The sequence below is a fragment of the Streptomyces sp. NPDC087845 genome (assembly GCF_044742755.1).
Taxonomy (GTDB): Bacteria; Actinomycetota; Actinomycetes; order Streptomycetales; family Streptomycetaceae; genus Streptomyces.
Map to the genome: position 1 here is coordinate 163207 of NZ_JBIUVC010000003.1, position 25119 is coordinate 188325.

General features: G+C 71.7%; 21 protein-coding genes and 2 pseudogenes. 14 read left to right on the plus strand and 9 right to left on the minus strand.

The window, feature by feature from the left end; translation table 11 throughout:
* Positions 1 to 127 precede the first annotated feature (127 nt).
* Entirely contained in the window at positions 128 to 1003 is an 876-nt protein-coding gene (locus ACIOMQ_RS09920) for a DMT family transporter (RefSeq protein ID WP_402128036.1), read from the plus strand.
* A 114-nt stretch (positions 1004 to 1117) separates the two neighbouring features.
* On the plus strand, positions 1118 to 1543 hold the full coding sequence (locus ACIOMQ_RS09925) for a cold-shock protein (RefSeq protein ID WP_389798928.1): 426 nt from the start codon (positions 1118 to 1120) through the stop codon (positions 1541 to 1543).
* Positions 1544 to 1619: 76 nt separating this feature from the next.
* On the opposite strand, the gene ACIOMQ_RS09930 is transcribed toward ACIOMQ_RS09925, so the two are convergent.
* Positions 1620 to 1850, minus strand: a complete 231-nt coding sequence (locus ACIOMQ_RS09930) for a DUF6296 family protein (protein ID WP_362197519.1) — start codon at positions 1848 to 1850, stop codon at positions 1620 to 1622.
* Between the two features lie 257 nt (positions 1851 to 2107).
* Here ACIOMQ_RS09930 and ACIOMQ_RS09935 point away from each other — a divergent pair, with 257 nt between their 5' ends.
* Positions 2108 to 2560: a DUF5709 domain-containing protein gene (locus tag ACIOMQ_RS09935; RefSeq protein WP_362197522.1), complete on the plus strand. Its 453-nt coding sequence runs from the start codon at positions 2108 to 2110 to the stop codon at positions 2558 to 2560.
* Positions 2561 to 2860: 300 nt separating this feature from the next.
* Positions 2861 to 3229, plus strand: a complete 369-nt coding sequence (locus ACIOMQ_RS09940) for a nuclear transport factor 2 family protein (RefSeq protein WP_362197525.1) — start codon at positions 2861 to 2863, stop codon at positions 3227 to 3229.
* A gap of 170 nt (positions 3230 to 3399) precedes the next feature.
* Here the strand turns inward: ACIOMQ_RS09940 and ACIOMQ_RS09945 are convergent, their stop codons facing one another.
* Positions 3400 to 4101: an SRPBCC domain-containing protein gene (locus ACIOMQ_RS09945; RefSeq protein ID WP_401936537.1), complete on the minus strand. Its 702-nt coding sequence runs from the start codon at positions 4099 to 4101 to the stop codon at positions 3400 to 3402.
* Between the two features lie 316 nt (positions 4102 to 4417).
* Between ACIOMQ_RS09945 and ACIOMQ_RS09950 the strand changes: the two genes are divergently transcribed.
* Positions 4418 to 6835: an endonuclease/exonuclease/phosphatase family protein gene (locus ACIOMQ_RS09950; RefSeq protein ID WP_402188509.1), complete on the plus strand. Its 2418-nt coding sequence runs from the start codon at positions 4418 to 4420 to the stop codon at positions 6833 to 6835.
* Between the two features lie 88 nt (positions 6836 to 6923).
* Here the strand turns inward: ACIOMQ_RS09950 and ACIOMQ_RS09955 are convergent, their stop codons facing one another.
* Genes ACIOMQ_RS09955 through ACIOMQ_RS09965 form a run of 3 tightly spaced genes read right to left on the minus strand, consistent with a single transcriptional unit; the run spans position 6924 to position 9323 of the window.
* Positions 6924 to 7823: an alpha/beta hydrolase gene (locus ACIOMQ_RS09955; protein WP_362197534.1), complete on the minus strand. Its 900-nt coding sequence runs from the start codon at positions 7821 to 7823 to the stop codon at positions 6924 to 6926.
* Positions 7824 to 7842: 19 nt separating this feature from the next.
* The gene (locus ACIOMQ_RS09960) at positions 7843 to 9093 is read right to left on the minus strand and encodes a beta-ketoacyl-[acyl-carrier-protein] synthase family protein (RefSeq protein ID WP_362197537.1); all 1251 of its coding nucleotides are present in this window, start codon (positions 9091 to 9093) and stop codon (positions 7843 to 7845) included.
* On the minus strand, positions 9090 to 9323 hold the full coding sequence (locus ACIOMQ_RS09965; protein ID WP_362197540.1) for an acyl carrier protein: 234 nt from the start codon (positions 9321 to 9323) through the stop codon (positions 9090 to 9092). The genes ACIOMQ_RS09960 and ACIOMQ_RS09965 overlap by 4 nt, the downstream gene beginning before the upstream one ends.
* Positions 9324 to 9548: 225 nt before the next feature.
* Between ACIOMQ_RS09965 and ACIOMQ_RS09970 the strand changes: the two are divergent.
* Positions 9549 to 9781: pseudogene (locus tag ACIOMQ_RS09970) on the plus strand (nitroreductase); the annotation flags it as partial.
* 246 nt (positions 9782 to 10027) lie between these two features.
* Positions 10028 to 11581: a peptidoglycan-binding protein gene (locus tag ACIOMQ_RS09975; RefSeq protein WP_402188821.1), complete on the plus strand. Its 1554-nt coding sequence runs from the start codon at positions 10028 to 10030 to the stop codon at positions 11579 to 11581.
* Positions 11582 to 11658: 77 nt separating this feature from the next.
* Here ACIOMQ_RS09975 and ACIOMQ_RS09980 read toward each other — a convergent pair whose 3' ends face one another.
* The 3 genes and pseudogenes from ACIOMQ_RS09980 to ACIOMQ_RS09990 form a co-directional block, all read right to left on the minus strand.
* Positions 11659 to 12927: a choice-of-anchor A family protein gene (locus ACIOMQ_RS09980; RefSeq protein ID WP_362197543.1), complete on the minus strand. Its 1269-nt coding sequence runs from the start codon at positions 12925 to 12927 to the stop codon at positions 11659 to 11661.
* Between the two features lie 376 nt (positions 12928 to 13303).
* Positions 13304 to 14239, minus strand: a pseudogene (locus ACIOMQ_RS09985) (PH domain-containing protein); the annotation flags it as partial.
* A 133-nt stretch (positions 14240 to 14372) separates the two neighbouring features.
* Complete coding sequence (locus tag ACIOMQ_RS09990) at positions 14373 to 15023, minus strand: hypothetical protein (RefSeq protein ID WP_402188511.1); 651 nt, start codon at positions 15021 to 15023, stop codon at positions 14373 to 14375.
* A gap of 907 nt (positions 15024 to 15930) precedes the next feature.
* Here ACIOMQ_RS09990 and ACIOMQ_RS09995 point away from each other — a divergent pair.
* The 7 genes from ACIOMQ_RS09995 (at position 15931) to ACIOMQ_RS10025 (ending at position 24501) form a co-directional block, all read left to right on the plus strand.
* Positions 15931 to 17385 (plus strand): MFS transporter, encoded by a 1455-nt coding sequence (locus ACIOMQ_RS09995; RefSeq protein ID WP_362197549.1) that lies wholly within the window; start codon positions 15931 to 15933, stop codon positions 17383 to 17385.
* Between the two features lie 100 nt (positions 17386 to 17485).
* Positions 17486 to 19057 (plus strand): FGGY family carbohydrate kinase, encoded by a 1572-nt coding sequence (locus ACIOMQ_RS10000; RefSeq protein ID WP_402188513.1) that lies wholly within the window; start codon positions 17486 to 17488, stop codon positions 19055 to 19057.
* A gap of 72 nt (positions 19058 to 19129) precedes the next feature.
* Positions 19130 to 20803 carry an FAD-dependent oxidoreductase gene (locus tag ACIOMQ_RS10005; protein WP_402188515.1) on the plus strand — a complete coding sequence of 558 codons (1674 nt, stop codon included), beginning with the start codon at positions 19130 to 19132 and terminating at the stop codon, positions 20801 to 20803.
* Positions 20800 to 22353, plus strand: coding sequence for an FAD-binding oxidoreductase (locus ACIOMQ_RS10010; protein WP_402128040.1), 1554 nt, complete (start codon positions 20800 to 20802; stop codon positions 22351 to 22353). Before ACIOMQ_RS10005 ends, ACIOMQ_RS10010 begins: the two co-directional genes overlap by 4 nt.
* Positions 22354 to 22396: 43 nt before the next feature.
* Positions 22397 to 23056, plus strand: coding sequence for a glycerol-3-phosphate responsive antiterminator (locus ACIOMQ_RS10015; protein WP_362197560.1), 660 nt, complete (start codon positions 22397 to 22399; stop codon positions 23054 to 23056).
* 6 nt (positions 23057 to 23062) lie between these two features.
* A complete protein-coding gene (locus ACIOMQ_RS10020; protein ID WP_362197563.1) occupies positions 23063 to 23365 on the plus strand; it encodes a putative quinol monooxygenase in 303 nt (100 codons plus the stop codon).
* On the plus strand, positions 23362 to 24501 hold the full coding sequence (locus ACIOMQ_RS10025) for a zinc-binding dehydrogenase (RefSeq protein WP_402188517.1): 1140 nt from the start codon (positions 23362 to 23364) through the stop codon (positions 24499 to 24501). The genes ACIOMQ_RS10020 and ACIOMQ_RS10025 overlap by 4 nt, the downstream gene beginning before the upstream one ends.
* A 155-nt stretch (positions 24502 to 24656) precedes the next feature.
* Here ACIOMQ_RS10025 and ACIOMQ_RS10030 read toward each other — a convergent pair whose 3' ends face one another.
* On the minus strand, positions 24657 to 25073 hold the full coding sequence (locus tag ACIOMQ_RS10030) for a nuclear transport factor 2 family protein (protein ID WP_362197569.1): 417 nt from the start codon (positions 25071 to 25073) through the stop codon (positions 24657 to 24659).
* Positions 25074 to 25119: the final 46 nt, after the last annotated feature.

Here is a 25119-nt window from a genome sequence, read left to right on the forward strand (position 1 = left end):
CACTTTCTGTCCTCATGGGCGGCCGCGGTCCACTCCCGCCTTCCCTCCATGCCGCCTTCCCGCCTCCCGCCATGCCGCCGTACCGCAGGACCCCGGATCGCGGGCACGCCGCCCGCATCATGGTTCGGTGATCAGCGTCCTGTTCGCCGTCCTGACCGCGCTCAGCAACGGCGCGGCCTCCGTACTCCAGCGCCGCGCCGCCCGCACCGTGCCCGACACCGAGGCGATGCGTCTGTCGCTGATCGGGCATCTGCTGCGCCAGCGCATGTGGCTGGGCGGGATCGGCCTGGTGATCGTCGCGGCCGTGTGCCAGGCCGTGGCGCTGGCCACCGGGCCGATCGCCGTGGTCCAGCCGATCTTTGTGATCGAACTGCCCGCCACACTGCTGATGGCCGGGTTCGTGATGCGGGTACGGCTGCCCCGGCGGCTCTGGTCCGCGGTGGCGGCCGTGACCCTGGGACTGGCCCTGGGCATGGCCTCCGCGGCGCCGGACGGCGGCAGCACATCGGTGCGGGGAGCGGCCTGGGTGCCGGCGCTGATCCTGACCGGCGTCTTCGAGGCCGTGCTGATCGGCGGGGCCCTGAGCACGCGGGGCAACCTCCGGGGCGCGCTGCTCGGCCTCGCCGCCGCATGCGGGTACGCGCTCACGGCCGCGCTCATGAAAGACGCCATGGCACGGCTCGAAGACGGCGGCGGAGCGGTGGAGCTCCTGACGTCCTGGCAGTTGTACGCCACGGCCGCGGCCGGAGTGGGGGCGCTGTTCCTCCTCCAGAACGCCCTCCAGGCGGGCACGCTGGTCGCCGTCCAGCCACCGCTCACCCTCGGTGACGCACTGATCAGCGTGCTGTACGGGGTGACCCTGTTCGGCGAGCACCTGCGCACCGGGTGGTGGGTGCTGCCCGAACTGGTCGCCCTCACCCTGATCGCGGTGGGCTGCGTCGAGCTGGCCCGCTCCCCACTGGCGTCCGGAACCGCGCCCCCGCCGGCACGCAGGCTCAGGTGAAACGGCCCCGGCGATTCCCCGGATCGGGTCGCGCCGCCCGGTCGCGCGGGCTATTCTCCGGTCGAGCCATGTGTGGCAACGGGCAAGGGGCCCGATTCTTTCTTGGGGGTTGGTGTGGTTTCTGGTCGCGTGGTGCGGTTCGACGGCGCACGGGGATACGGTTTCATCTCGCCCGATCACGGCGGTGAGGATGTCTTTCTCCATGTGAACGACATGTTGATCCCGGAGTCCTACGTACACACGGGTACGGCGGTGGAGTTCGAGATCGAGGACGGTGACCGGGGGCTGAAGGCGTCGTCCGTCCGGCTCGCCGAGGGTCCCGACGGGAAGCCGCTGACTCCGCCGAGGCCCGTCGCGGTCCATGCTCCGGGGTCGGCGGACGACGACACCCTGTGCGATGTGCTCAGTGCGTCCGAGTACACCAAGGAGGTGACCGACCTCCTGCTGGAGTCGGCGCCGACCCTGACGGGCGCTCAGATCCTGCAGATCCGGAGCGGGTTGCTGCAGTTCGCCAAGAACCACGGCTGGACCGAGGGCTGACGGCCCCGGTCCCGACGGAGCGGTGAACCGTCCGGGGCCCGTCCGCCGGTGATCCGCCGGACGGGCCCCGGGTGGTTCAGGCACTCGGTTCCCGCACCACCAGGGGGGTGCCGAGCACCTGGTGTCCGCCGCTGGCCAGCATGCGCACCTCTCCGCGTTCGCTGATCTCCGCACGCACGATTCCGGTCTCGTCCTCGTAGATCGGGTACCCACCCGCACCCGACTGCGCCGTACGCCGCACGGTCACCGTGTCGTCCTCCACGGCGAACGCCTGAAATACCAGCTCATAACTCTCCGGGTAATCCATGGCGATTCTCCCGATACCGATGGCGGCAGGACATGGTTCCACCTGCCACTTCCATCGTGCCCCCGACGGGCCCCCGGCGCCCGGCCTGCGGCCCACGGCTGCGGGCTCACGCCCCGGCCACTTATCCTGAACTCATACGGGCGGTTCGACGGCACCGGGGCGCATACCGCACACATACCGCATGTACGCCCCCTTTCTCCCGAGTCGCGTGCGCGGCATGCACGACCGGGATCCCCGAAACCGGGAAGGGACAGACCATGAAGGATGCCGACATGGGAGACGATGTCTACCAGCCCCAGCAGCCGGAGGCCTCCGACCCCGTCGAGCAGCTCGACATCGAGGACACCCTGGACAACCGGGGGCTGACCGACCTCCTCGACGAGGGCTACTCCCCGCCCGAGCGACCGTGGGCGGTGGAGGACCAGGGCACCACGGCCGCCGAACAGCACAGCGGCGAGCCGCTGGAGAGCCGTCTGGCACGGGAACTGCCCGAGGTCGCCGACGCCGCCGGTGACGACGTGGGAGATCTGTCCGACGGTGACGGCGAGCCCTGGGACACGGAGGTCGGTTCGGTGCGCGCCGGACGTCTCACCCGACAGCTGGACATCGATGAGCCGGACACTCTGGCGGCCGAGGACGTCGGGATCGACGGAGCGGCGGCATCGGCCGAGGAAGCGGCCATGCATGTCGTCCCGGACAACCAGGTGTGAAGGTGCGGGGCTTCTTCCGCACCGCGCCGCCCCTTCCCCACAGCGCCCTCCGCGCAGCCTCTTCCCCGTCGCGCCTTCCGCGCCGCGTTTTCCCGCAGCGCCCTCCGCGCCGCGCCTTCCCCGCCGCTGTCCGACGGCTCTCGTGCCCGCTCCACGCGCCGTGATGCGACACCGCACCGGCCGCGCCCGAACCATGACCTCGGAGGTAATCGACGCCTTCCGCGTCATCGGACATCGTGTTCCTCACCAGCACACGGGAGCCCGGCCCCTGGGGCCGGGACGCAAGGAGAGGACAGCACGATGACCGCATACGAGGACGCCGTCCAGCGCTACTTCGTCGCCTGGAACGCGGCCACCCCCGAGGATCTGGAGAAGGCCGTGGCGGCCGCCTTCACCGAGACCGCCACCTACACCGACCCGGTGGCGGACGTGCGTGGCCACGACGAGCTCACGGCCACGATCAACGGGGCCCACCAGCAGTTCCCCGGCTTCGAGTTCCGGCTGACCGGCACCCCGGACGGGCACCACGACATCGTGCGCTTCAGCTGGGAGCTGGTCTCCGCCACCGACGGCTCGGCCCCCGTCGCCGGGTCGGACGTGATCAAGCTCGACGACGACGGACGCATCGCCTCGGTCAGCGGCTTCCTCGACCGGGTGCCCGGGGCCTGATCCCTGTTCCGATTTCCCCGCTCCCTCGGTCTCACCCTCGGCCGGGATGCCTCCGGGCAGTTCCGCGTCGAGGGCGGGATCGTCGGGCGCGGCGGGGCGCAACGTGCGCGTCGGCGCCCGGGTGGCCGGGGCCGGGCCCCGGACCGCCCCGGCGTCGGGCGGGCCCGCCCTCAGGCCGGCTCGTCGAGGAACTTCCCGCCCTCCAGCAGGGTCTTGAGCGTCGAGAGGATCGCGATCCAGCCGTCGCTGACGCCCTCCAGCATCTTGCTGTCCGGGCTGTCGAAACCGTCGTGGGTGATCGTCAGCCTGATGCCCATCTCGGGCTCCTCGGCCGGCTCGATGTCGAAGGCGACCTTCGACCGTTCCCGGACGGCTTCCTCCCATTCCTGGTCCGAGGCGAAGTCGAACATCTGGCGGTGCATGGGCTGCAGGGTGTGCCAGGTGTACGACAGCCGCTTGCCCGGCTCCGCCTCCAGGACCCGCTGACCGACCTCCTCGAACTCGCCGTCCGGGTCCATCTTCCAACGGACCGGCGCGCCGGCCTCCCATGTCGAGTCCGGGCCGTAGCCGCCCATGTAGATCTTGATGGACTCCGGGTCGGTCAGCGCCTGATAGAGCTTCTCGGCGGTGGTCTGGATGTAGATGACGTAGACGAACTCGGGCTTGTCCATGACCGTTCCTTCCAGGTTCTGCTCAAGGTGGGACAGCGCGTCCGGGCGGTGGCGCTCGTACCGGCCGATCCAACGGTCGGCGACCTCCTGGATGGGCACCGGGTCGAGGTGGTGCAGCTTCTCCCGGCCCCTGCGCACGACGGTGACCGGCAGCGCCGATTCCAGCACCGCCGGATGCTCGCTCACCGCCTGCCGGCTCATGCCCAGTCCCTCGCCCAGCTCCCGCAGCGTCCGGCCGCCCCGCGCGTCGAGCCGGTCGAGGATTCCCGGCGGCTCGGATCGGCGAGCGCCTTGAATATCGCGTCCCTCGCATCCGTCGCCGCCATCACGCCGCCGTCGCCCGTCCGTGCCTCTGGCCCCTTTCACCGTAGGCAACCTCTTGGTTGCATGTCGAGCGAGGCGCGCTCAGCACCTCCGGGCCGCCGGAGCGATTTCTGGAATTAACTTCTGATGTCTTGTCACGGCTGGTTCTACGCGCATAGCTTTTGCCCCCACCACACTTCGGGAGCAGCCCACCGTGCACATATCCAGACCCCGTTCCGTCCTGCTGGCCGGCGCCGTCGCCGTGACGCTCTCGGCCACCGCGCTGCCCGCCGCCCTCGCGGCTCCGTCCTCGACCGCCGTGATCTCCGAGGTGTACGGCGGCGGGGGCAACTCGGGTGCGACCCTCACCCGCGACTTCATCGAGCTGGCCAACGCCGGTTCCACCGCGTACGACCTGTCCGGTTTCAGCGTGCAGTACCTGCCGGCCGCCCCGTCCGCCGGCTCGCTGTGGCAGGTCTCGCCACTGACCGGATCCGTCGCCCCCGGCGGCCGCTACCTCGTCGCCGAGGCCGCGGGCACCGGTGGCACCGTCGCTCTGCCGACGCCGGACGCCACCGGCACGGTCGCGATGGCGGCCGGCGGCGGAACCGTGGCGCTGGTCTCCGGCACGACCCCGCTGACCTGCAAGACGGCGGCCGACTGCGCGGCCGACACGCGGATCGTGGACCTCGTCGGCTACGGCTCCGCGGTTGTACGGGAGGGCGGCGGCCCGGCGGCCGGGGCCTCGAACACCTCCTCGGTGGCGCGCGGCACGTCCCTCGTCGACACCGACGACAACGCCGCCGACTTCACCGCGGGTTCCCCGGCGCCGGTCAACGCGGCCGGTGAGACTTCCGGCGGGTCCGGTCCGGTGGACCCCGGCGGCCCGACCGAGCCCGGCACCGTGCGGATCCACGACATCCAGGGCACCACCCGTGTGTCGCCGCTGGAGGGCCGGGAGGTGACCGGCGTCCCCGGCATCGTCACCGGTGTACGGACCGCCGGTTCGCGCGGCTTCTGGATCCAGGACCCCGCGCCGGACGCGGACGCCCGTACCGGTGAGGGCGTCTTCGTCTTCACCGGCTCCGCCGCGCCGGCTGTCGCCGTGGGCGACTCGGTGCTGGTCAGCGGCAAGGTGGACGAGTACTACCCGTCGTCGGCCACCCAGTCGATAACCGAGATCACCGCCCCGAAGACGACGGTGCTGTCCTCGGGCAACGCTCTGCCCGCCCCGGTCGTGCTCGACGCGGCCTCGGTGCCGGACGCCTATGCCCCCTCGGCGGGCGGCGGCTCGATCGACTCGCTGCCCCTCGACCCGTCGGCGTACGCCCTCGACCTCTTCGAGTCGCTCGAAGGCACCCGGGTGCGGATCTCCGACACCCGGGTGACGGGTGCGACGACCGCGTACGACGAGGTCTGGGTGACCGTCAAGCCGAACGAGAACCGCACCCGGCGGGGCGGCACGCTCTACACCTCGTACAGCGACCAGAACACCGGCCGCATCAAGGTGATGTCCCTGGATCCGGCCCGGCCGGTCCCCGTCGCCGATGTCGGGGACGTGCTCTCCGGCACCACCACCGGTGTCATGGACTACGCGTCGTTCGGCGGCTACAACCTCCAGGCCACCGAGCTCGGCACGCTCACCGACAACCACCTCCGGCGCGAGGTCACCCGCAGGCAGAAGGGGAACGAGCTCGCCGTCGCCACGTACAACGTGGAGAACCTGGACGCGCTGGACGAGCAGGCCAAGTTCGACACCCTCGCCGCAGGCATCGCGGCCAACCTCTCCTCCCCGGACATCGTGTCGCTGGAGGAGATCCAGGACGACAACGGTGCGGTCAACGACGGCACGGTCGGATCCGAGGCGACGCTGAAGCGGTTCACCGACGCGATCGTCGCCGCGGGCGGTCCGCGGTACGCCTGGCGGTACGTCGCCCCCGAGAACGGCAAGGACGGCGGCGAGCCCGGCGGCAACATCCGCAATGTCTTCCTCTTCAATCCCAAGAGGGTCGACTTCGTGGACCGTCCGGGCGGCAACGCGACCACGGCCGTGACCGCGGTGAAGACGAGGAAGGGAGTGACGCTCTCGGCGTCGCCCGGCCGGATCGCCCCGGCCGACGAGGCGTGGGCCGACAGCCGCAAGCCGCTCGTCGGCGAGTTCCGCTTCCATGGAAAGCCGGTCTTCGTCATCGGCAACCACTTCACCTCCAAGGGCGGCGACCAGCCCCTGCACGGCCGGTACCAGGAGCCGGCGCGCAGCTCCGAGACCAAGCGGGTGAAGCAGGCGGCGCAGGTGAACACCTTCGTCAAGTCGCTGCTGGCCGCGGACGACTCGGCCCGGGTCATCACGCTCGGCGACCTCAACGACTTCGCCTTCTCACCGACGATGGACGCGCTGACCAGGAGCAAGGTGCTCAAGCCGCTGATCACCACGCTGCCTGCGAGGGAGCAGTACAGCTACGTGTACGAGGGCAACTCGCAGACGCTGGACCACATCCTGACCAGCCCCGGCATCCGCCGCTTCGACTACGACGTGGTGCACATCAACGCGGAGTTCGCCGATCAGGCGAGCGATCACGACCCGCAGATCGTGCGGGTGGACGTCACCGCGCGGGGCCACGGCAGGCACTGACCTGCGGGCCCGCACGAAGGCGCGGGCCGCGGGTGGGGCCGGCCGGCCCCACCCGCATCGGGCTCCGGTCCACGGCCCGAGCCGCCCCTCACGCCCTCGGCACCGGACGCGCGCCGGCCGACTGGCGCGGGAGGGCGGCCAGTCCCGGTGCCGGCTCCAGCGGGCGGTCGGTGAAGAAGCGGGCGACGAGGTCCGCGACGTCGTCCGGGCGCTCCAGGACCACCCAGTGGTCGGACTCCCCGATCGTGAGGAACCTGCTGCCCTCGATCGTGGCGGCGAACGCGCGCTGCCGTTCCGGTGAGGTGACCGTGTCGTGCTCGCCCGCGAATACGAGGGCGGGCACACCGGTCAGTCCACCGGAGAAGTCCGGCCGGTGCCCCAGCGCCCGGTGCAGCGACTGCGCGGCGTGCGGGGAGTGAGTGAGCGCGTACAGGAACGAACGCTGGACGTAGCGTCGGGCCAACTCCCGTCGGTGGACGGTGCGTTCCGGGTCCAGACACATCAGTGCCGCGGCGGCCAGGGTGGCGAGCCCCGCCATGTCACCGGTCGCCAGCCGGTCGACGGCGCGGCCCCACTGGGTGCGCTGGCCGTCGCTGATGTGGGCCGGCACCCCGCCGAGAACCAGCCGGGCGATGCGGCCGGGGCGCTGCCGTGCGCAGCCGAATGCGATCGATGTGCCGTAGGAGAACCCGAAGAGGTTGACCTTCGGCACGTTCAGGTCGTCGATGATTCCGGCTACGGCGGCGAGCAGGATGTCGTCCCCCGCGCCGGACGGGAGCGGGTCGGCGCCGCCCATGCCGGGCAGGTCGGCGGTGACGACCGAGGCGAGCGGCCCCAGGTGGTCGTCCATCTGCGGCCAGCCGTACATGCCCTGGAGCGCACCGCCGAGGACGACGACCGGCTCGGTGCGCGGCAGGGGCTGCCGGAGGAGCCGGTAGCCGTAGCGCAGCCCGTGCACCGACAGGGTCCGGACGATCTCCTCGGCCATGATGGTCCTCGCTTCCGGGTCAGGCCCTGGTGAGAACGAGTGCGGCGTTGTGCCCGCCGAAACCGAGCGAGGTCTTGACGGCCACGTCGAACGTTCCCGCGCGGGCCTCCTTGCGCACCACGTCGAGGGGGATCTCGGGGTCGGGAGCGTCGAGATTCACGGTGGGCGGCACCAGTCGGTGCTGGAGCGCCAGTGCGGTCAGCGCGGTTTCGATGCCGCCCGCGGCGCCGAGGGTGTGTCCGGTCATCGCCTTCGTCGAGGTGACCAGGGGGTGCTCACCGAGGACCCGGCGCAGCATCGTCGCCTCGATGAGGTCGTTGGAAACGGTCGAGGTGCCATGGGCGTTGACATGGCCGATGTCCTGGGCGCCGACTCCGGCGTCCGCGAGCGCCGTACGCAGGGCCCGCTCGATGCCCAGGCCCTCGGGGTCCGGGGCGACGGCGGAGTAGGCGTCGCTGGAGGCCCCGTACCCGGCGACGTAGGCGCGGACGGCGGCGCCGCGGGCGCGGGCGTGTTCCGGCCGCTCCAGTACGAGGAGTCCGGCGCCCTCGCCGACGACGAAGCCGTCGCGATGGGTGTCGAACGGGCGGCAGGCCGCCTCGGGGTCGTCGCGCCGGGTGGAGACGGCCTTCAGCTGGCAGGCGCTGGCGATCAGCGGCCGGGAGCAGACCGATTCGGCGCCGCCCGCGATGACGATGTCGCAGGCGCCGGTGCGGAGCATCTGGTGGGCGGTGCCGATGGCGACGGTTCCGGACGAGCAGGCGGTGGAGACGGCCTGGCTCGGACCGCGGGCACCGAGGTCCGTGGCGACGCTGCTGGCCGCTCCGTTGACGACGGTCAGCGGGGCGAGTTTCGGGGAGACGCGGCGTGCGCCGCGCTCGGCGAGGACGGCGTGCTGTTCGTCGTAGAAGGGCAGTCCGCCGTGTGCGGAGCCGATGACGACGGCGACCCGTCCGCTGTCCCAGGCCGCGGGGTCGAGTCCGGCGTCGGCGACGGCCTCTCGGGCCGCGATCACGGCGAGCTGCGAGAAGCGGTCCATCAGCCGCGCGGCGGCCACCCCGAGCAGGGCCCTCGTGTCGAGGCCGGTGATGGTGTACATGAAGTCGCAGGGCAGGTCGTGGAGTTCGGGCCGTCGCAGGACGGAGGGGGCGGTGACGGCCTCGGAGACCGTGCGCCAGGTGGCTTCGGTCCCCGTACCGGCCGCGGTGACCAGACCGATTCCGGTGACGGCGGCGGCGAACGGCGGGAGCCACTGCGGGCGGGCCGTCACGCCGCGGCCTTGCCGTGTACGGCGGCCACGAGTTGCGCCACGGTGTCCCGCGAGGTCAGTTGCACATCGTCCAGATCGACGCCCATCCGGTCCTCGATGAGGAGCCGGAGTTCCTCCAATGCCAGGGAGTCCAGCCGGAGTTGACGGAGCGACGCCTCGGGCCGGATGGCATGGGGGTCGGTTCCGAAGTTCGCCACCAGCAAGGTGTTGATCTCTTCTGCCGTGCTCATGCGGCACTCCTGCGCTCTCGTACGCGGTGACGCCTGCCGCGTGAGGTGTGAGTGCCATTCGGGGGACGCCGGCTGGTCCGGAGGAACCCTTTATACGCCTTCGTGAAGGGGACTCCGGTCCGCGTTCCCCCATGCGGAGGGAGACCGTCCAGGTGTGCGAATCCGCTGGTCCGCGCGGATCGGGGCGGCGGCGGGAGCGGATCGCGCGGGCCGCACCCACCGGGCCGTGAGGTGATGGCGCAGCTCGCCCCGCTGTGGAAGCGGCGCGTGGACGCCTATCCGGCGACGACCGGGAATACGCGCCGAAGGGCATGGACGACGCGGCGTACGGCCGCATGGTCGCCGCGATCGAGTACCAGCGCGACCACTTCGCCGATACGCCGGCGCCGATCGTGCCCCGCTACCGGTTCCCCGAGCCGCGGCTGGACGAGGCGGGGCTGCCGGCCTCCGCCGGGGCGACACCCGGAAGGCCCCTCCCCGGCCTGCCCCCTCTCCCCGACAGCATGATCCGGTACCCGCCGAACCGGTCACCGGCACGGCCCTGGCCTGCGCTTCAACCGCGTCGGAGTGAAAGGGAGTTCGACACATGCACCAGTGATTGTCATGGCCTGAACACATCGATACGCTGTGCGGGCTTCGGCCCCTCGGCCCACCCCACTCGGGCCCGGGGGCCGTTCTTCTCCCCCCACAGAGCAGGAGCAGGTATGCCCAGACGAGCCGCCGCCCACACAGGGGCCCGCGCATCCGTCCTGGCGGCCCTCACCGCCACCGTCCTGGCCGCGACCGGCACTCCGGCCTTCGCCGCCCCGCCCGCCGACCGCCCCATGAACCGGGCGTTCGCACGTGCGTCCGCGGAATTCGACGTACCGCGCGATCTGCTCGCCGCCGTCGGATACGGCGAGACCCGTCTCGACGGCCACTCCGGGCGCCCCAGCCAGGCGAACGGGTACGGCGTGATGCACCTGGTGAGCAACCCCGCGAACCGGACGCTGGAGCGGGCGGCCGCCCTCACCGGCGAACCCCTCGCCGACCTCCGCGCCGACACCGCGGCCAACATCCTGGGCGGCGCGGCGGTGCTGCGCGGCTACGCGGACAAGCTCGGCCTCGACGACCGGGAGCGCGACGACATCAATGCCTGGTACCCGGCCGTCGCCCGGTACAGCGGCTCGACGGGGCGCACCGCCGCCCTCTACGCCGACACCGTGTACGCCTTCCTGGCGCAGGGGCTCGACGCCGTCGTCACCGGCGGCGAGCGGATCTCGGTGACCGGCCGCCCGGTCTCGCCGCAGAAGGGTCCGCTCGCCACCGCCGCCACCGTACGCACCGAGAGCGCCGACTACCCGTCGGCCCTGTGGGTTCCGGCCCATGCGAACAACTTCGCCGCGGGCCGGTCGGCCAAGATCGACAAGGTGATCGTTCACGTCACTCAGGGCTCGTACGCGGGCTCGATCAGCTGGTTCCAGAACCCGACCGCGGAGGTGAGCGCCCACTACGTGGTGCGTTCCTCCGACGGCGAGATCACCCAGATGGTGCGCGACGGCGACACCGCGTACCACGCCCGCAGCGAGAACGCCTCGGCGCTCGGCATCGAGCACGAGGGATTCATCGACGACCCGTCCTGGTTCACGGACACGATGTACCGCTCGTCGGCGGCCCTGACCGGCTACCTGTGCGACCGGTACGGAATTCCGAAGGACCGGGCGCACATCATCGGGCACAGCGAGGCGCCCGGCAACAATCACACGGACCCGGGCCCGTACTGGGACTGGGCGCGCTACATGCAGTTGGTGGGCGGGGACACCGGCGGCGACAGCGGTGACGGGCTGAGCTTCACCGCGTACGCGACCCAGCGAAGCGGCTCGACGGGCGCCCAGGTCAGGGCGGTTCAGCAACTGCTGGGTGAGCAGGGTCATCCGGTGGGCGCGGTGGACGGCAGCTTCGGCGCGGCCACGCAGAGCGCGGTGACGGCGTACCAGTCGGTCCATGGGCTGGACGCGGACGGCGTCGTGGGAGCCAGTACCTGGACGGCGCTGCTGTCGGCCGGTCCGACGGCGTCCCTTGCGCAGGGCGACTCGGGCGACGGGGTGAAGCGGCTCCAGCGCTCGCTGACCGCGGCGCTCGGTTCGACGGTCGGCATCGACGGGAACTTCGGCCCGGAGACGACGACGGCGGTGCGCTCCTACCAGACGAGCCGGGGCCTGACGGCCGACGGCATCGCGGGGCCGGCCACCTGGGCGGCCTTGCAGGCGGGGCGCTGACGAGCCCCGGAAGCGGGACGTTCCGCCGGTCGACGGGCCCCCGGTGGTGCACCGGGGGCCCGGTCGGTCATCGGATGTCAGGCCCGCTTGGACCGGCGGCGGGCCGCCACGACAAGACCGGTGCCCGCGGCGAGCACCACAACGGTGCCGATGACCAGCGGGACCGTGCCGCTGCTGCCCGTCGAGGCCAGGTCGCCACCACCGGTGCCGGGCACCGTGCTGTCCGACGGGGCCGGGGCCGCCGTGGCGGGCCGGGAGGAGTCGCCGGACGGCGTGCCGCCCTCCGAGGTCGGTGTCGCGGAGGCGGACGGCGTGCTGTCCACCGGCGGTGTGGTCTCGGGGGTGCCGCTGGGCGTCGGCGTGGCGGACGGGGTCTTCCCGGTCTCCGGGAGGCAGCCGCTGAAGGGGAAGTGGTGCGTCTCCGCTCCGCCCGAGCCGTGCAGCGAGGCGACCCACACCGAGCCGTTGACCGGCGCGGCGGTGCCCAGCTCCAGGTGCGCCCGGGGTGCCAGCACGCTGCCGGGCCAGGCCGCCCGGCTGCTCTTGGTGATGGTGCGGGCCTCGGGGAAGTTCCACAGCAGCCGGGCACGGACCTTGCCCTCGGAGGCGCTCTGAAGCTTGTCGTCCAGCACGTAGTCCTGGCCGCCGGACAGGAAGAAGCCAGTGGTGCCGGCCTTGGCCATGTCGTAGGTGTCGCCGCTGACGTTGACGATCGCGGTCGCGCCGGCCGGGACCTTGAGGTAGATGTCCTTGGCCCGCTCCAGCTGATCGGCCGTCACCTCGAAGACGTTGCGGGTGGCGTTGCCGCCCTCCAGGGTGAGCTTGGTGCCGTCCAGCCTCACGTCGGCGCCGCTGGTCACCGGTTCCGCGGCCAGCGCGGAGGAGTAGGCCCGGAGCTTGGCGAACTCCGCGTCGAAGTCGATCAGCCGGGCATCCTGCCGGAAGGCGCCGGAGTGCAGTTCGACGGCGCGGTCGCGGACCTTGCCTCCGACGACCGCGTCGCCCTTCATCACCGCGGTGACCGACCCGCCGTTGACCAGGTCGCCGCGGACGACGAGCGCCGCCCGGCCGGGCAGCGCGTCGACCTCCGCCGCGGACAGTTCGTTGGCGGTGCTGAAACCGCCGCGGAAGTCGGCGTTTCCGCCGACGGCCACAGCACCCTCCGCGTCGGGCGAGTGGACGTCGTCACCGAGGACGAACTCGCCGTACTTGCCGGCGATCCCGAAGGCGTCGGTGGCGCAACCGCCCGCGTCGGCGGGCGCGGCCTGTGCGGCCGGGGAGGCCGTGAGGCCGAGGACGAGAGCTCCGCCGAGCATGGCAGCTGCGGCGGTTGCGGTTATGCGCATGGGACTTGGTTCTCCCGCAGGGGTGGTTGTAGAGATTTCGTGGCGACCATGCCCATAATTTTCACAGAATGCGATATTGGTCAAGACCAATGCCTGAAGCACTGACAAAGCGCCAGGAAACGGAGCTTTGTCTGGAATTGATGCCCGGTTGATCCGGTGCCGGGTGATCCGGTGCCGTCGCCGTCGCCGTCGACACCGATACCGGCACAGGAGCCCGGGTTCTCCCGTGGGCCGGCCCGGGCACACCGCACCACAACGCACAAGGGCCGGAAGAGGCGCTGCCACCCGATCGATCGGGTGCTGCCTTCTTCCGGCCCGTGCCACCCGTGCCACCTTCTGCGCGGCAGCGTGCGCCCGGCCGGGCGGCCCGCGCGGCCGGGGCGGCCGCGAGGCGGACCGGCTCGCCCGCTTCGTCGGGTTCGGCGATGTGCCAGCTGCTGGGAACGGCGTCGCCGTCGCTGCCCCGGACGCGCCGCAGGTCCTTCACGGTGAGCCGCTCCACCGGTATCCGTTTCGCCGCGAACCGTCCCGGGCCGGGGTGGGGTGTCACCGCGGGCGAGCCGTCCCCGAGGACGATGTGGGTACCGAAGCCGTGGCTTCTCTGGTCTCTCCTGCCTCTCCCGGCGTACAGACGCGCGTGGCACGCCAGGCCCAGACGGAGAGGCCCAGCGTGACCAGCGAGCCCGCGGCCGCCCACGTGATGGCCGCGGCAGAGGCGAGCAGGGCCGTGGGACGGAGATAGCAGAGCGGCAGCAGCCACAGGGCGGTAACGACGAGCACGCCCACGAACGGAAGGGCCGACGGGAGGACCTCGTCGTCGGGCAGCCTGCGTCCAAGCAGGCGCACCGGCACCCGAGCACCGGGGCACCCCGCCACAAGGGCGAGCACGGTCGCGACGACGGCCGGCTCCCCGCCGGCGGGGATGTGCTCGCGCCACACGTAGTGCTCTCCGGAGACCTCCCGCACCGCGTCGCGCCAGACGGTCAGTTCGACCCTGTCGCCGGGCCGGAACCCCCTGGGCGCCCTCCCACGAGACCGCGAGGCGTTCCAGCGGCCGGCCGTGGGCGAAGTACAGCCAGCTGCTCTGCTTGGGCTGGTTGGCCTCGGTCCGCGCGCTCACGGCCGGCACAGTGGTCAGGCGGTCGCCGCGTTCCGTGGCGGCCATCTCGGCGGCGCACGGGTTGGCCGCCTTCCACGCCCGGGAATGCGAGGCGCTGTTCGGCACGGGCCACGCGGCCGCGCCCGCGCACGCGAGCAACAACACGCACAGACTCAGCGACCCGGCCCCGCCGCACCCGCATGTGCAGTATGTGGCAGCTTTCCGGCCCGCAGCATTGCCGACCGGGTACGCGATACCGCTCCGCTTCCCCGAGTCGTGCGGTGCCGGGGCCGGGCCGCGGACAGAGAGCGGGCCGGCCGGCCCTCTCCCTCTCTCCACTGATCGGTCAGGTGAGCTTGAAGAAGAGCGTGTCCTGGGTGTACCAGTCGATGTTCTTCGTGGCGTACTCCCACTCGCGGTGCTCGAAGTCGAGCGTGTCGATGAGTTCCTGGACGTCGTACCGGAAGTCCGGGTCCATCCTTTTCAGGACGGCGCGGTAGGCGTCGGCGGCGGGCTTGGTCCTGGCCAGCGGCAGGTGGCCGATGGCCGGGTAGCCGTCCATCGAGTGCGGGATGTGAGGGAAGCCGTCGGGCGGCCCGCCGAAGAGGTAGCCGTGGGGCAGGAGGTCGGCGGGCACGTCGAGGCGGCGCATCTCGTCGTCCACCAGGCCGAAGAACGTCGAGGGCCTGGAGTAGGTGCCCAACTGGGAGGGGTCGGAGGCGTTGTGGTCGATGATGTGTTGCAGAGCGGAGTTGTAGGCGTTGCCCGCGCACTCCGCGTCCGCGTCGGCGCGCCCGGCGATCAAATGGTCCAGGGCGTCGGGGATAGACAGGCCCCAGTCGACACCCTGGTGGTCTAGATCGTCCTGATGGGCCTGGGCGTCCTTGCGCATGCCGTTGAGGCGGCGCAGCTGGTCCGCCGTCAGATTGCCGTTGCTGCCGAGGTAGGTCAGGACGTCGGCCCGGTCCGCTGTGGAGTACGCGATGTTGTGACTCATGATCACCATGGTGCCAACCGGCACTGACACCGGTTGCCGTCGCCCTCCCGAGGTGCTCACCGCGCAGCGGGAGCCGGCCCGGTGCCAACCACTCGCGTCCACACGGGCGGTGAGTCCGGGACGCATCCGGGACCGCTCTCCTCCCACGTCCGGGCCGCACGCCGCCAGGGAAACAGACCCGCCGCCGTCCGGCTCGCCGCCCGTGTGTCCGGCCAACGCTTCTGACTATCCGTCAGGTTCATGATGGCATCGGGCGGGGCCGCGCCCGCAGCGCCGTGGCGAAGCCCGCGAAGACCACGGGCTGCGACGACGAGTACCCGGTCTCCGTCTTCACCCGGGTCGGCGCGGTAGCCGCGGGGCTGGGCTGCCCGTCGCCCGATGCGAGGGGGCGTTCTCCGGAGAACGCCCGAGACCCCGTCCGGGCGGCGATCCGGACGCGGTTCTCCGGTTCCGGGGCGAGCCTGCCGGAGCGGGGCCGGAGAACCGCGGATGTTCGGCCGGCTTCGCTGTCCCCCGGCCAGTGGAGGCATCGGGAGCGCGGTGACGCGATCACCTTGCACGAGGCCCGGCCGGTCGTCGGCACGGCCGGACGACGCTGTGCCGGGCGGACGCGGCGCGCATCGCCGTGCTGCGCGCCGCAGCGTCCCGGGTCGGCAGGACCCGGATCACGAGCCGTAGCGCCTTCGGGGCGCGCGTCACGTTTGTGTAACCTGCCGGAAACCCTTGACGTTCCTCCTGACTCGTTCTTAACCTCACTGCGTAGTTCGTACTTCCAGCAGTTCACGTGCTGCGGCGCTTTCCGCAGTGTTTTGACAGGCACAGACATAGACCACCTGTCGGTGGTTTCGTCATGCCTGTTTTTTTGTGCTCCCCGTGCCGCCGATGGGTCTTCCTCGAAGGCGGATTCATGGCACAACGTCCGAGCGTCAAAGGCGTCGCCGACGTCGTTGCGCTCATCGATGGGCTGGGAAAGATCACCGGCCGGGCGCAAGTCATCTGGTTTCTCGTGTTCGGCGGGCTCTTTCTCGACGCCTATTCGAATGCGGCGCTGAGCGCCGGTCTGGGGCCGATGACGTCCCAGATGGAGCTGACCAGCACCCAGGTCTCGATCCTCACGGCCACCGCTCCGGCCCTGGCGATCATCTTCAACCCGGTCGGCGGCTGGCTCGCCACCCGGATCGGCCGCGTCCCCCCGCTGCTCATCGCCAAGGTCTTCGCGATCGCGGGCGCCCTGCTCGCCGCCTTCGCCGGTGACTTCACCGTCGTCTGGTTCGGCCGGGTCCTGGTGGGCGTGGCGTACGGCATCGACTTCGCGGTCGCCATGGCGCTGCTCGCCGAGTACACCCCCGCGAAGCTGGGTGGTCGGCTGAACCTGTGGCAGGCGGTCTGGTACGTCGCCACCACCAGCAACCTCGCGCTCGCCCTGGTCTTCTTCAATCTGGACGTCGGCGCGGACATCTGGCGCTGGTCGGTCGGCTCGGCCGCGGTCGTCGCCGCCGCGCTGCTGCTGGGCCAGTGGCTGATGCTCCGGGAGAGTCCCACCTGGCTGGCGAGCAAGGGCCGGCTGGACGAGGCGGTCGTCAACCTGGACCGGATCTACCGGATCAAGGCCGTCGCCGGCAAGCCCGACGAGGCGACCCGCGCCGCCACCGCCGCCCCCGCCATCGGCTTCCGCCAGGCCGGGCTGCTCTTCAAGGGCGAGTACCTGCCGCGCACGGTTCTCTCCTCGGTGATCTCGCTCGGGCAGTCGATGCAGTACTTCGCGGTCGGCTGGTACCTCCCGCTGATCAGCCTGACGATCTTCGGCGAGAGCTTCGAGAAGGCCACCATCGGCTCGATGGTCTTCAACGCCTTCGGTATCGCGGGCGGGCTCCTGTCCGCATACTTCGGCCGCCGGCTCGGACTGCGGCTCAGCTCCGCCGCCGGTTTCGCCGGGGTCTTCGTCGCGCTGCTCGCGATGGGACTGACCTTCGAGAAGGTGCCCACGGCCGTGGCGTTCCTGCTGCCGGTGCTGTTCATCCTCTGCCACTCCGCGGGCCCCGGCGCCAACGGGAAGTCCATCGCCGCGCTCTCGTACAGCAGTGATGTCCGCGCGCTCGGCACCGGGGTCACCGGGATGGTGGGCAGCTTCGGCAGTGTCGTCGGGCTGTACGTCTTCCCGCAGATCAAGGACTCACTGGGACTCGCCGACACCTTCCTGGTGCTCTCCGTCGTGCCCCTGCTCGGCCTGATCACCTGCCTGGCGATCAAGTGGGACCCGACGAAGGCCGCGTCGCCCGACGAGGTCGCCGGACAGGACCGTGCCTCCGTCGGCACCGGGGCCGGCCCGGCGGAATCCGCGGAGTCCGCGACCGCGCGCTGACCCGCCGCCGGACCTGTCGCGTCACACGATGGTTCCCTCCCCCGTACCGCCTCCGTACCCCCTCCGCACAACTCGCGATGCTCTCGAAGAAAGGGCTGCAATGACGCAGACGTTCCCCGGCGCCGCCCCACGGCGCGGTGTGCTGTCCATCGACGAGGGCACCACGGGCACCAGGGCCGGAGTCGTCCTCGACTCGGGCGCCGCCCACGAGGTGTTCTACCGGTCGATCAAGGTCAGCCATCCGGACGACCTCTCGGTCGAGCAGGACCCGATGGAGATCTGGAGCGCCACCGTCGAGGTGGCGCGCCGGGCCGTCGGCCGAGCCCGCGAGGACGGCATCGGGATCACCGCGGTCGCGCTCTCCACCCAGCGGGCCACCGCGATGCTGTGGGACCGGGCCACCGGACAGCCGCTGCTGCCCGCGGTGGTGTGGCAGGACCGGCGTCACGCGCAGGAGCTCACCGCGTACGAGGCGGAGTGGGACGCCGCCCTGCTGGCCCGGCAGGGCCGGCCGGTCGGCGCCCGCGCCCCGTTCCTCTGGGCCGCCCGGCAGATCGCCGCGCACCGGGAGGTGGCCGCCGCGCACCGCGAGGGCCGGCTGCTCTTCGGTACCGTCGACACCTGGCTGATCTGGCGCCTCACCGGCGGCGCCGTGCACGCCACCACCCCGACCAACGCCGCGTCCACCGGTGGCTATCTGCTGGAGCGGCACGCCTGGGACGAGGAGTGGATCAGCCACCTCGGCTTCCCCCTCGACCTGCTTCCGGAGCTCCGCTCCGACGACGCCGGATTCGGTACGACCGACCCGGCCGCCCTCGGGATCGCCGTCCCGCTGGCCGCCTCCATGGGCGACCAGCACGCCGCACTCGTCGCGCTCGGCGGCCTCGCCGCCGGGCAGGGCATGTGCGTGTACGGGACCGGCGCCTTCGTCGACGCGGCGACCGGCACCGCGCCCGCCCTGCCCCGGCCGGACATCTCCGGGGTGCTCGCCCAGCCCGGCCGGCGGCAGGGCGACATCAGCCACTACAGCCTGGAGGCGTACACCTCCACGGCGGGTTCGGCGCTGCGCTGGCTCTGTGACGACCTGGGGCTGTTCGCATCGCCGAAGGAGCTCGGTGAGGAGGCGGGCCGGGTCCCCACCCGGCCGGGCCGCACCCCGCGTTTCGTCCCGGCGCTCGCCGGGGTCCGTACGCCGGTCTGGCACCCGGAGGCCACCGCCTCCCTCACCGGGCTCACCCTCGCCACCACCCGCGCCGATCTCGCACGCGCCGTGCTGGACGGCATCGCGCACTCGGTGTGCGACCTGATCGACGGGGTCGCCGACACCATGGGCACACCGTTCACCCGGCTCCGGGTCGGTGGCGGGGTCTCCGGCAGCGACCCGCTCATGCGGATCCAGGCCGACCTGACCGGCCTGCCGATGGAACGGGTCTCCGACTCCGCGACCGCCAGCCTGCGCGGCACCGCCTATCTGGCGGGCGTCGCCCAGGGCCTGTGGTCCTCGCTCGAAGAGGTCGTCGAGGCACAGCCGCACGGCCGGATCTTCGAGCCGTCGATCACGGCGGCCGAGCGTGCCGAGCAGCGGTCCGCCTGGCGCGACGTGCTGATCGCCCATCTCGGCGATCCCGCGCTGCTCCCCCTGAAGAACCCCGAACCCCGAACCCCCCACTGACGGCCCCGCCCGTCGCACCGGCGGCGCGCACCCGACCACGGCCGCCGCACCGAAACACCAGGAGTTGATGTTGTGATCACCATGCCCGCCCGGAAACCGCGGCGCAGCGCCGCGGCGACCCGCCGAACGCCCCTGCTGCTCGACCGCGCAGCCCTCAAGCGCCGGCTGGCCGACGACACGTACGACGTACTCGTCATCGGCGGCGGCATCACCGGGGCGTACGCCGTGCTCGACGCGGCCTCGCGCGGGCTGCGCGCCGCGCTGGTCGAGAAGGACGACTTCGCCTCCGGCACGTCGTCGAAGTCCTCGAAGATGGTCCACGGCGGCCTGCGCTACATCGAGCAGGGCAACGTCAACCTGGTCCGGCACTCGCTCCTGGAACGGCACCGCTTCCGCAAGAACGCCCCGCACCTGGTGCACCGGTTGCCGTTCCTCTTCCCGATCCTGGAGAAGGAGGGCATCTTCGACGCCCGCCTCGCCAAGGGCTTCGAGGGTCTGCTGTGGACGTACGACCTGGTCGGCGGGTGGCGGATCGGCAAGCTCCACCAGCGGCTCACCGTTCCGGAGGTCCTCGCGCAGGCGCCGACGCTGCGCGCGGAGAACCTCAAGGGCGGGCTGATGTACTTCGACGCCCGTACCGATGACGCCCGGCTCGTCCTCACCATCGTCCGCACCGCCGCCGCGCTCGGCGCGACGGTCCTCAACGGAGCGAAGGCCGAGGGCCTGCTGATGCAGATGGGCAAGGTGTCCGGCGCCCGGGTCTCGGCGGACGGCGACACCGTCGACATCCGCGCGCGAGCCGTCGTCAACGCCACCGGGGTGTGGACCGACGAGCTCGACGCGAAGGCGGACGACGGTCACAAGCCGCAGGTCAGGCCCGCCAAGGGCGTCCACATCGTGGTGCCGTGGGACAAGGTGCGGATCAACTGCACGGTCACTGTGCCGATCCCCGGCCGGGCCCGCCGCGCGACCTGCACCCGCTGGGGCAACAGCGTCGTGCTGGGCACCACGGACGAGGACTACCAGGGCTCGCCCGACGATGTGCACTGCACCCGTGAGGAGATGGACTTCCTGCTGGAGGGCGCCAACACCGCCTTCGAGGGGAAGCTCACCCCGGACGACGTGGTCGGCTCCATCGGCGGCCTGCGCCCGCTGGTCGGCGGCAAGGAGGGCGCGACGCTCGACATGCGGCGCGACCATCACATCACCGTCGGCCGCACCGGCATGGTGACGGTGACCGGCGGCAAGCTCACCACCAGCCGGCACATGGGCGAACTCGTCATCGACAAGGTGATGGCGGTCCTCGGCCGCAAGGAGAAGAGCCGCACCACCGACCTCCCGCTGCTCGGCGGCGCCGGTTACGACGCCGAGGCCGTCGCGGCGTCCGGCGGCATCGCCGCGCACCTCGGCGAGCGCTTCGGCACCGAGGCCCGCTTCGTCGGCGACCTGATCCAGGACGACCCGGCGCTGGCCGAGCCGATCGTCGCGGGACTCCCGTACACCAGGGCGGAGGTCGTGTACGCGGCCCGCGCCGAGCTGGCCCGCTCGGTCGACGACGTCCTCTCCCGGCGGCTGCGCGCCCGGCTGTTCGCCCGGGACGCCTCCGTCGACGCCGCCGAGGCCGTCGGCGCGCTCCTCGGCCAGGAACTGAACCTCTCGGAGGCCGAGGTGGAGCGTTCGGTCTCCGAGTACCTCGCAGCCGTCCGTCACGAAAAGTCCGTACTCCTCGAAGGGGCAGCAGCATGATCAGCCGTCAGACCATCACCCACCCGTTCAACCGGGGCAACTACACGATCGGCGCCCCCAGCTTCGCCAAGTGGGCGCAGAACACCCCGATCGGGGACGGCGAGGCGGCCCTCCAGGTCGACCCGGTCGAGGTCCCCGAGACTGTTGTCGAGGCACTGCGCGGGGCCGCGCACGCGGTGCACACCTCCCGCGACGAGGTCGTCACCCGGACCCGCGACTGGTGGGCCGGCTCGATGATCGGCGAGACCGAGGGCCGTCCCGCGACGCCGAACGCCGTGATCGTCGAGGCGGCCGACGCCGACCAGGTCGCGGCCGTGCTGCGGATCTGCCACGAGGCAGGCATCCCGGTCACCCCCTCCGCCGGCCGCTCCAACGTCACGGGCGCGGCGCTCCCCGTCTTCGGCGGCGTCGTCCTGGACGTCTGCGGGCTGAACGAGATCACCGGCTTCGACGCCGAGTCGAACATCGTGGACGTCCAGGCCGGCATGTTCGGCGACCTCTTCGAGAAGCAGCTCCAGGAGGGGTACGGCGTCACCACGGGCCACTGGCCGTCCGCCTTCGCCGTCTCCACGGTCGGCGGCTGGATCGCCTGCCGCGGCGCCGGTCAGCTCTCCACCCGTTACGGCAAGATCGAGGACATGGTCGTCGGCGTCGACGTCGTGCACGCGGACGGTACGCGTGCCACGTACGGCGACTACGCCCGCGCCGCGGTCGGCCCGGACCTGCGCCAGCTGTTCGTCGGCTCCGAAGGCACCCTGGGTGTCATCGTCTCGGCGCGTCTGCGGGTCCACCCGCTGCCGGAGTACGCCAACGCCGTGGCGTACGGCTTCAAGACCTTCGCCGAGGGCCTCGACGCCTGCCGCAGGATCATGCAGCGCGGTGCGACCCCGGCCGTCCTGCGGCTGTACGACACCCTGGAGTCGGGCACCCACTTCGGCCACCCGGAGACCAACCTCCTGCTGATCGCGGACGAGGGCGACCCGGCCATCGTCGACGCCTCGATCAAGGTGGCGGCCGAGGTCTGCGAGGCGTACGGCCCCGAGCTGGACAGCAAGGCGGTGTTCGAGCGCTGGCTGGACGAGCGGATGCTGGTCGGCAAGTCCGCCGACGGCTTCAAGCCCGGCCCCGGCTTCGTCGCCGACACCCTGGAGATGGCCGCGTCCTGGACCGACCTCCCGGTGATCTACGACGAGGTGGTCGCCGCGATCCAGTCGGTGCCCGGCACCCTGGCCGCCTCGGCCCACCAGTCCCACGCGTACACCGACGGCGCCTGCGTCTACTTCTCGCTGCGCGGCGACGTGGCACCGGAGTCGCGGCGCGACTGGTACCGCTCGGTGTGGGACGCGGCCAACGCCGTACTCATCAAGCACGCCGCGGCGCTCAGCCACCACCACGGCTGCGGTCTGCTGCGCGGTCCCTACCTGGAGGAATCCCTCGGGGCGGGCTTCGCGACATTCGTCGCAGTGAAGAAGGCCCTGGACCCGGCCGGCATTCTCAACCCTGGCAAACTGGGCCTTCCCAGCCGATTCGGTACGTCTCCGCTGAACTGACCTCAGCAGCCGCGAACCCTCCTTCCCCAGGCAGGCCCTTGCCATGACCCCTTCTCCGTCCCGGTCCGGTGCCGCACTCGACCCCCGGCTCGCCTCGGCCTTCGCCGAGGTGCCGGTCGTCGCGTCGGTCGTCGGCACCCAGCCGCTGCGCCAGTTCCTGACCGCACCGGCCAAGGTGTGCATCGTCGCGTCGCTCGCGGTGGGCCAGCTGCCCCAGGTCGTGCCGGCGCTGGGCCGGGCGGGGAAGACCGTGTTCGTGAACGTGGACAGCAGCCCCGGTCTGGCTCAGGACCGGGGCGCGCTGGAGTTCATCAAGAACATGGGCGCGCACGGCGTGGTCAGCACCCGGCTCTCCCTCATAGAGAAGGGCCGTCCGCTCGGCCTGCTGACGATGATGAAGGTGTTCGTCACCGACCGGTCCAATCTGCGCCGCTCCACGGACGCGATCTCGCGCGGGGCGCCGGACCTGGTCGAGATCATGCCCGCCCCGATCATCGCCCGGATGAACGCGCAGGCACAGCGCGCCATGTCCCCGTCGGTCGCCGCGGGCTTCGTGGAAACCGCCGCGGACGTGGCGCTCGCGCTGGCCCTCGGGTCGGCCGCCGCCGCCACGTCCGACCCCCGCCTCTGGCACCTGCGCCGGGACCAGCTGCCGCCGGTCCCGCCCACCGCCCTGAAGAGGCCCGCCGCACCCCAGGAGTAAGCCCCCATGACATACGTAGTCGTCGCCCGCTACCGCACCAAGGCCGGCGAGGAGAACACCGTCCTGCCCCTGCTCGACACGATGGCCGCCGCCTCCCGCGAGGAGCCGGGCAATCTCGCCTACCGGGTCCACCAGGGCACCGAGGACCCCCGGGCGATCGTGCTGTACGAGGAGTACGCCTCCGAGGCCGACTTCACCGCACACTGCGCCACCCCGCACTTCCAGGAGATCGTGCTCGGCAAGGTCGTCCCGCTGCTGGAGAGCCGCGACGTACTGCGCTGCGCCCCGCGTCCGGAGGTGCGGGCATGAAGACCCGTGCGGTGGTGCTGCGCGGGATATCGACGGCCCGCCCCTACTCCGCGACCCGGCCGGTGGAGGTGGAGGAGCTGGAGCTGGGCGCCCCGCGCGAGGGCGAGGTGCTGGTCCGTATCGCGGCTGCCTCGCTCTGCCACTCGGACCTCTCGGTGGTCAACGGCGACCGGGTCCGCCCGCTGCCGATGGCACTGGGCCACGAGGCGGTGGGCGTCGTCCAGGAGACCGGACCGGGCGTCCACCGGGTCTCCGCCGGCGACCATGTGGCCCTGGTCTTCGTACCCAGCTGCGGTTTCTGCGGCGACTGTGCGGCGGGCCGCCCGGCCCTGTGCGCACAGGCAGCGGCGGCGAACGGCTCGGGCGCGCTGCTGCACGGCCCGTCGCTGCTGACCGACGCCTCCGGCGAACCGGTCCACCACCAGCTGGGCGTCTCCGCGTTCTCCGAACACGCGGTGCTGGCCCAGGAGTCGGTGGTGCCGATCCCCGAGGACATCCCGTTCACGGTGGCCTCGATGTTCGGCTGCGCGGTCCTGACCGGTGCCGGAGCCGTCATCAACACGGCGGCCCTGCGGCCCGGCCAGTCGACGGTGGTCTACGGCCTGGGAGGGGTGGGCCTGTCCGCGGTGCTGGGTGCACGCGCGGCCGGGGCTTATCCGGTCATCGCGGTCGACCCGGTCCGGGAGAAGCGCGAACTGGCTCTCGGGCTGGGTGCGACGCACGCGTACGCCCCGGACGAGGCTGTCCAGGCCATTCGCGACCTCACCTCCGGCGGAGCCGAGTTGGCGGTGGAAGCGGTGGGCAGCCCCAGGGTCATGGCGGAGTGCCTGACGGCCGTGGCCCGGGGCGGCAAGGTCGTCTCGGTGGGCCTCCCCGCCCCCGACCGGGTGCTGGAGGTCCCGGCGCTGGCGTTCGCGGGCGAGGGCAAGTCCCTGCTCGGCTCGTACATGGGCGACGCGGTCCCGCGCCGCGACATTCCCAGGTTCCTGGACCTGTGGCGGGCGGGCCTGATGCTGGTGGAGCGGATGCACACCGGCACACTGCCGCTGGCCGACATCAACGCGGCGATGGAGGAGCTGGCTTCGGGCCGGGCGATCCGGCAGGTCATCGACACGTCGGGCATGCTGGACGCCTGACGCGACCTGCCGTGCCGCCCGGACCCGGCCCGGTCGGCGGTGCCCCTTCCGGTGGCGGAACGGGCGCCGTCAGCGTCGGCCTGCGGCGCCTGAGCACATGTGACATGTCATGTGCGGCGCTTGCCCGTGCCGGAAGGAGCGGCACATGTGACATGTCACGTGGGCCGCTTGCCCGTGCCGGAAGAAGCGCGTCGCGCGGAGATCGTGCGGCGGCTGATGCGCCACCCCTTCTCGCCACGCACGATCAGGTCCTCGTACGTCACGCTTCCGCACGTGCCGTCCGCCCTGATGCCGATCCCCTTGGACCGGGCACGCACCTGGTCGTCGCTCACCTCGGTGAGGACGATGTTGGTGACGTGGTGGCCCACGGGGCCGTGCTCCCCCATCGCCCGTGCCGCGTCCCTGATGGCCCCGGGGCCGTGCATCGATCCGTGCCCCAGGGCCGACGCGTCGTAGACGACGTCGTCGGTGAACAGCTCGTCCAGCCGGTCGAGTTCACCGTCATCGATCAGGTGCCCGTGCAGGCCGATCAGTTCCGTGATCGCCATGCGGTCCTCTACGCCGGGTGTCATCGCCTGCCCTCTCGCCAGTCCATCGGTTCGCCAGTTCGTCAGAGCT

What these genes read in the sequence shown, in the direction of transcription:
- ACIOMQ_RS09930 (WP_362197519.1), bottom strand. Translation starts at nt 1,850, where the DNA reads ATGGATTACCCGGAGAGTTATGAGCTGGTATTTCAGGCGTTCGCCGTG.
- ACIOMQ_RS09935 (WP_362197522.1), top strand. Translation starts at nt 2,108, where the DNA reads ATGAAGGATGCCGACATGGGAGACGATGTCTACCAGCCCCAGCAGCCG.
- ACIOMQ_RS09940 (WP_362197525.1), top strand. Translation starts at nt 2,861, where the DNA reads ATGACCGCATACGAGGACGCCGTCCAGCGCTACTTCGTCGCCTGGAAC.
- ACIOMQ_RS09945 (WP_401936537.1), bottom strand. Translation starts at nt 4,101, where the DNA reads ATGAGCCGGCAGGCGGTGAGCGAGCATCCGGCGGTGCTGGAATCGGCG.
- ACIOMQ_RS09955 (WP_362197534.1), bottom strand. Translation starts at nt 7,823, where the DNA reads ATGGCCGAGGAGATCGTCCGGACCCTGTCGGTGCACGGGCTGCGCTAC.
- ACIOMQ_RS09965 (WP_362197540.1), bottom strand. Translation starts at nt 9,323, where the DNA reads ATGAGCACGGCAGAAGAGATCAACACCTTGCTGGTGGCGAACTTCGGA.
- ACIOMQ_RS09975 (WP_402188821.1), top strand. Translation starts at nt 10,028, where the DNA reads ATGCCCAGACGAGCCGCCGCCCACACAGGGGCCCGCGCATCCGTCCTG.
- ACIOMQ_RS09980 (WP_362197543.1), bottom strand. Translation starts at nt 12,927, where the DNA reads ATGCGCATAACCGCAACCGCCGCAGCTGCCATGCTCGGCGGAGCTCTC.
- ACIOMQ_RS09990 (WP_402188511.1), bottom strand. Translation starts at nt 15,023, where the DNA reads ATGAGTCACAACATCGCGTACTCCACAGCGGACCGGGCCGACGTCCTG.
- ACIOMQ_RS09995 (WP_362197549.1), top strand. Translation starts at nt 15,931, where the DNA reads ATGGCACAACGTCCGAGCGTCAAAGGCGTCGCCGACGTCGTTGCGCTC.
- ACIOMQ_RS10000 (WP_402188513.1), top strand. Translation starts at nt 17,486, where the DNA reads ATGACGCAGACGTTCCCCGGCGCCGCCCCACGGCGCGGTGTGCTGTCC.
- ACIOMQ_RS10010 (WP_402128040.1), top strand. Translation starts at nt 20,800, where the DNA reads ATGATCAGCCGTCAGACCATCACCCACCCGTTCAACCGGGGCAACTAC.
- ACIOMQ_RS10015 (WP_362197560.1), top strand. Translation starts at nt 22,397, where the DNA reads ATGACCCCTTCTCCGTCCCGGTCCGGTGCCGCACTCGACCCCCGGCTC.
- ACIOMQ_RS10020 (WP_362197563.1), top strand. Translation starts at nt 23,063, where the DNA reads ATGACATACGTAGTCGTCGCCCGCTACCGCACCAAGGCCGGCGAGGAG.
- ACIOMQ_RS10025 (WP_402188517.1), top strand. Translation starts at nt 23,362, where the DNA reads ATGAAGACCCGTGCGGTGGTGCTGCGCGGGATATCGACGGCCCGCCCC.
- ACIOMQ_RS10030 (WP_362197569.1), bottom strand. Translation starts at nt 25,073, where the DNA reads ATGACACCCGGCGTAGAGGACCGCATGGCGATCACGGAACTGATCGGC.